This is a genomic window from Streptomyces sp. 8L, from assembly GCF_020176795.1.
Taxonomy (GTDB): Bacteria; Actinomycetota; Actinomycetes; order Streptomycetales; family Streptomycetaceae; genus Streptomyces.
This window is the reverse complement of record NZ_JAIUKE010000717.1, coordinates 1-3,887: the sequence shown is the minus strand read 5'-3', so window position 1 is coordinate 3,887 and position 3,887 is coordinate 1. Positions and strand designations below refer to the sequence as shown.

Genomic DNA, 3,887 nt, shown 5'->3' with positions numbered 1-3,887 from the left:
CGGGGGCAACCGGGGCCCCCCCACCCCGGGTCCGGGGCCGGGGGTTGGGGCGGGGGCGGGGCGGGGCGCCCGGGCGTGGCTGCCGCACGTGGGCGACGGGGGCGGACGCTCCCGCGGCGGCGGCGGCGGTGGTGGTGGGGAGGAGCGAACCGCTCGGGGCTCGCGAGCCCTCGGGTGTCGAACCCCTGGTGCTCGCAACTCCTCGGGGGCCGAACCCTCTTGGGGCTCGAAACCTCGCAGGTGTCGCAGGTGTCGGACCTCCCGGACGTTGAACCCCTCGGGTGTCGAACCCCCTTGGTGCTCGCAACCCCTTGGATGCCGAAGCTCTTGGATGCCGAGGCTCTTGGATGCCGAGGCTCTTAGGGAGCGAATCTCTTAGGGCTCAAGTTGTATCTCCTGTTCGCCCGGGAGCGTCAAGCCTTCCATCACGGATTCTTTCGACGAGTTCGGGTCTTGCGCCTGATTACTTAAGGGCTTAGATTTCAAGGAGTCGCAGGGACGGCTTCCCAGGCTCGTCTCCCGGACCGCTTCCTGAGCCGTTTCCCAGGGCTTCGTCCCGCGTCCGCACCGCGACCCGGCTCCCAGCCGGCCTCACCCGGGCTCTTTCACGCCGCTTCTCAGCCCCACGTCCCACATCCCTTCTGATGGAGGTGCCATGCCGGAGATCCCGCCGGACGAGATAGTCGTGGCCGGCCGCCCGCGGCGCGGGGCCGGCGCCCCCGCGGCCACGATCGACCCGGCAACCGGCCGGGCCCTGGCCACCGTCCACGCGGCGTCCCCCGACGACGTCGACACGGCGGCGCGGGGCGCGGCACACGCGGCCACCGACCCGGCCTGGCGCGACCTGGCTCCCCACCTGCGCGCACGCCTGCTCCACCGGATCGCCGACCTGGTGGAGGCGGACGCCGAAGCCCTGGCCGGGCTCCAGACCGCCGACACCGGCAAGTCCCTCGCGGAGACGAGGGCGTTGGCCCTCAGCGCGGCCGGCACCTTCCGCTACACCGCGGCGGCCCTGGAGACGGCACAGGACGCCCTCACCCCTAGCCGGGGGCCGTACGTCACCCTGAGCGTCCACGAACCGATCGGTGTCGTGGGGGCGATCAATCCCTGGAACTCGCCCGTGGCCAGCGACGCGCAGAAGATCGCGCCCGCCCTCGCCGGGGGCAACGCGGTCCTGCTGAAGCCCGCCGAGTGGACGCCCCTGGTGTCCCTCGCGCTGGGCCGCCTCATCGTCCGCGCCCTGAGCGAACTGGACCTGCCCACCGGCCTGATCTCCGTTCTGCCGGGCCCCGGAAGGATCGTGGGCGACGCGATCGTGCGCCATCCGCTCGTGGGCCGGATCGGCTTCACCGGCGGCACGGACACGGGACGGGCCATCGCCCGCACCGCGGCCGAGCGGCTGATCCCCGTCTCACTCGAACTGGGCGGCAAGTCGCCCACCATCGTCCGCGCAGACGCCGATCTCGAAGCGGCGCTCAGCGGGGTGATGTTCGGCGTCTTCAGCTCCACCGGCCAGTCCTGCGTCGCCGGTTCGCGCCTCTTCGTCGCCCGTGAGCTGTACGCGGAGTTCATGGACGAACTGGTCCGGCGCGTCCGCTCGCTGCGGGTCGGTCCAGGCACCGACCCGGACACGCAGGTCGCCCCGCTGGTCCACCACCGGCACCGGGACGCGGTCGCCGCCCACGTCGACTCGGCCCGGCGCGAGGGCGCCCGCGTCCTGTGCGGCGGCGCCGTCCCCGGCGGCGAGCGGTACCGGGACGGCGCCTACTACCTCCCCACCGTCGTGGACGGCCTGCCGAACTCCGCGCGGGCCTGCCAGGAGGAGATCTTCGGCCCCGTGCTGATCGCCCTGCCCTACGAGGACGAGGACGACCTGGTCCGCCAGGCCAACGACACCGTGTACGGGCTGGCGTGCGGCATCTGGACCCGGGACCACCGGGCCGCCTGGCGGCTGGCCCGCCGCATCGACGCGGGCACCGTATGGATCAACACGTACAAGCAGTTCAGCATCTCCACCCCGTTCGGCGGGATGAAGGACAGCGGCCTCGGCCGCGAGAAGGGGCGCGACGCGATCCGCTCCTACCAGCGGCAGAAATCCCTCTACTGGGGCACGTCCGACACGCCTCTGCCCTGGGCCACCTGACCACGCCCGCCCAGGTCAGGACCGACCACGACCGACCACGACCCGCTGACTGGAGGCGGTGTGATGTCACCCCATCCCCCCATAGCCAGGCTCCGAGCGCTGCGCTCCGTCGAGCTGCTCACCCCCGCCTTCACGGAGGCCACCGACTTCTACACCGGCGCCTGGGGCCTGGAGGCCGTCGAGACGTCCGCCGACGGCACCTGGCTGCGCGGCACCGGCCAGGAACACCACGCCCTGCGGCTCACCAGGGCCGACCGGGCGGGCCTCGGGAGGCTGAGCTTCGCCGTGGCCACCCCCGCCGAGGTGGACGAGGCGGCCCGCCGGCTGCTGGCCCGCGGCATCGTCCCGCTCACGGAGCCGGGAGACCTCGACCAGGTCGGCGGGGGCTACGGCCTGCGGTTCGCCGACCACGAGAACCGGCTGATCGAGCTGAGCGCGCAGACCTGGGCGGTGCCCCCGCGCGCCGCCGACGCGCCGGTACCGGCCGGGGTGACCCACGCGGTCCTCAACACCGCGGACATCGACGCGTCCGTGGCGTTCTACCAGGAGGTCCTCGGCCTGCGCGTCTCGGACTGGTCCGAACACCAGATGGCGTTCCTGCGGTGCAACGCGGACCACCACTGCGTCGCCTTCAACCAGGCGGAGTGGGCCTCCCTCAACCACGTCGCCTACGAGATGCGCTCGGTCGACCACTTCATGCGGGGGCTCGGCAGGCTCCGCCACCACGGCGTCGTACCGGAGTGGGGGCCGGGACGACACGGCCCCGGTGACAACACCTTCTCCTACTTCACGGACCCGACGGGCCTGGTGTGCGAGTACACCTCGGAGGTCGCCCAGATCGTCGAGGACGCCTGGATCGCGAAGGTCTGGCGGCGCACGCCGGAACTCTCCGACCTGTGGGGGACCGCGGGCGCTCCGTCGCGGGAGATCCGCCGCCGGATGGCCGGCGAGCCCGACCCCGGCCCGGTGGCGCCCGTACCGGCGCGAGGAGTACGCGCATGAGCGGGCGCAAGGCCCCCGGCACGGTGCGCGACGTGTGCCTGATCGGCTGGGGCGCGATCGGACGGGTGGTCGGGACCGCGCTGGCGGGCGGAGCCGTCCCCGGAGCGCGCCTGGTGGGAGTCGTGGACAACCGCCCCCTGGGCGACGGCGCACCGGCCCCGCAACTGCCGTTCGACGAGGCGGTCGCCGCGTGCGATCTCGTGGTCGAGGCCGCGGGCCAGGCCGCCGTACGCGAATGGGGCGAACGGGTGCTCGCCGCGGGCACGGACCTCCTGATCGCGTCGACCGGCGCACTCACCGACGAGGACCTGGCGAAACGGCTCCTGGGCGGCGGACCCGGACGCGTGTACTTCACCGGCGGCGCACTCGGCGGCCTCGACCTCCTCCAGGCCGTGTGCCGGATGGGCCCGCTCGACGAGGTCGAGCTCACCACCACCAAACTCCCTTCGACGCTCGAACAGCCCTGGATGGACCCGGCGTTGCTCGCGCGCCTGCGCGGCACCACGGAACCCGTCGAGGTGATGTGCGGGACGGCCCGCGACGTGCCGGCCAGGTTCCCGAAGTCGACGAACGTCGCGGCCTCCGTCGCGCTGGCCGTCGGCGACCCCGACGCCGTACGCGTACGGGTGGTGGGCCGCCCCCCCCCCCCCCCCCCCCCCCCCAACCCCCCCCGCCGCCGCGCCCGCCCGCGCAGACGCAGGGACGGGGTCCCCCCCCCCCCCCCCCCCACCCCCGCCCCCCC

At 73.7% G+C, this 3,887-nt stretch carries 3 protein-coding genes; all 3 read left to right on the top strand.

Going from position 1 to position 3,887, the window contains the following annotated elements:
- The first annotated feature begins 655 nt into the window (after positions 1-655).
- Positions 656-2,143 carry an aldehyde dehydrogenase gene (locus LCE31_RS37720; RefSeq protein ID WP_225022635.1) on the top strand — a complete coding sequence of 496 codons (1,488 nt, stop codon included), beginning with the start codon at positions 656-658 and terminating at the stop codon, positions 2,141-2,143.
- Between the two features lie 63 nt (positions 2,144-2,206).
- Entirely contained in the window at positions 2,207-3,145 is a 939-nt protein-coding gene (locus LCE31_RS37715) for a VOC family protein (protein ID WP_225022634.1), read from the top strand.
- The coding region (locus LCE31_RS37710) for an aspartate dehydrogenase domain-containing protein (protein WP_225022633.1) at positions 3,142-3,887 on the top strand (746 nt) is incomplete at its 3' end. The genes LCE31_RS37715 and LCE31_RS37710, both read left to right, overlap by 4 nt.

Coding starts and splice junctions, on each gene's coding strand:
- LCE31_RS37720 (WP_225022635.1), top strand. CDS start 656: ATGCCGGAGATCCCGCCGGACGAGATAGTCGTGGCCGGCCGCCCGCGG.
- LCE31_RS37715 (WP_225022634.1), top strand. CDS start 2,207: ATGTCACCCCATCCCCCCATAGCCAGGCTCCGAGCGCTGCGCTCCGTC.